Source organism: Lacihabitans soyangensis (assembly GCF_024343775.1).
In the GTDB taxonomy this organism is placed as follows: Bacteria; Bacteroidota; Bacteroidia; order Cytophagales; family Spirosomataceae; genus Leadbetterella; species Leadbetterella soyangensis.
This window is the reverse complement of sequence record NZ_RJUF01000152.1, coordinates 1-1,118: the sequence shown is the minus strand read 5'-3', so window position 1 is coordinate 1,118 and position 1,118 is coordinate 1. Positions and strand designations below refer to the sequence as shown.

Genomic DNA, 1,118 nt, shown 5'->3' with positions numbered 1-1,118 from the left:
TTTTGTGAATTTAAATGTTTGAAGGTTCCAAATAAATGGGGGTTGAAATTTTCGATTCGGATGGTTTTTTCGTGCGGTTATAAACTTTGAGAATTGTTTCACAAAGGCTCACAAAGTGATGCACGAAGTTTCACAAAGTGTTTAAATTTAGTATTTTAAAGTTCATCTAGAGGCTTACTTGGCGTTCTTTGCGAGCATTTCCTTAGAGTTCTTTGCGGTTAAAAAAAGCGATCAACCTTGAGCAGTGACAATACAATAGGAAGTAATCCGCTGGATTAGATCATTCTCATTAAATTCATACAAATCACAAGCCGAAACAAACGAAATTCTTTGACCATTTCTGCTGAATTCAGCTGTACCGTTGATAACTATTTTGTTGTCTTGAGCGATAATATTCAATGTCTTGAAGTCCGTGGTGACAGACTTAAAATATGCCGCAACCTGATTGCAGTTTTCTATGATGGCCTCTTTGCCAATAAATGTATTTTCTTCCACCACCTCCCAAACGGCATTTTCGGCAATGAATTCTGTGGTTTTTTCAAACTCACCATTTGAGAAAGCGAGGGCAATTTCTTGTTTGGTCATGGTTTTGGTAAAAGTATGTCGGTTTTTAATTAAAATGGTGTTACAATTTCAAGTTCCGAGCCTTCATTTCTGCCTCAACAGCCTTATAGTTATTGTTGATAGTAAAGGCAATGATGCCTACAAAAAAAGGTACAGCCAGCATAGAAAACTCAAAGTCGCTGATAAACATCCTGATAAAGGTGAATATGACGGACACTATAATAGTAGCCATCACAAATAGGTAAGGCGTTTTGGTGTCTTTCCATTTTTTCAATAGCTCCTCGTCGGTCAGTTCGTTTAGTTGTTTTTCTTGCATGATTTCTCTGTGATTTATTCGAAACCAATTTAAGAATTATTTGGGGAAATTGGGAGTTTTTTTGGTCACAAGCAAATTTAGGTTAGTCAGTTTTGTTGGCAAGCTTTGGCTTAAAACTAAGGAATTATTGGAAGAAAGTATAGGTCATAAAAATTATAAGTACCTAGTTGTAACGCACCCCAAATAACTCGGACATAAATTCAAAAATAATTTTGTAATTATGTCTATGAAAAAGAAG

2 protein-coding genes are annotated in these 1,118 nt (G+C 35.5%); both read right to left on the bottom strand.

Going from position 1 to position 1,118, the window contains the following annotated elements; genetic code table 11:
- Positions 1-231: 231 nt before the first annotated feature.
- Entirely contained in the window at positions 232-585 is a 354-nt protein-coding gene (locus tag EGI31_RS15170) for a nuclear transport factor 2 family protein (RefSeq protein WP_255037985.1), read from the bottom strand.
- 40 nt (positions 586-625) lie between these two features.
- Positions 626-880 carry a hypothetical protein gene (locus tag EGI31_RS15165; protein WP_255037984.1) on the bottom strand — a complete coding sequence of 85 codons (255 nt, stop codon included), beginning with the start codon at positions 878-880 and terminating at the stop codon, positions 626-628.
- Between the last annotated feature and the right edge of the window lie 238 nt (positions 881-1,118).

Excerpts from the sequence above, each read along its gene's own strand:
- EGI31_RS15170 (WP_255037985.1), bottom strand. The coding sequence starts at position 585 with ATGACCAAACAAGAAATTGCCCTCGCTTTCTCAAATGGTGAGTTTGAA.
- EGI31_RS15165 (WP_255037984.1), bottom strand. The coding sequence starts at position 880 with ATGCAAGAAAAACAACTAAACGAACTGACCGACGAGGAGCTATTGAAA.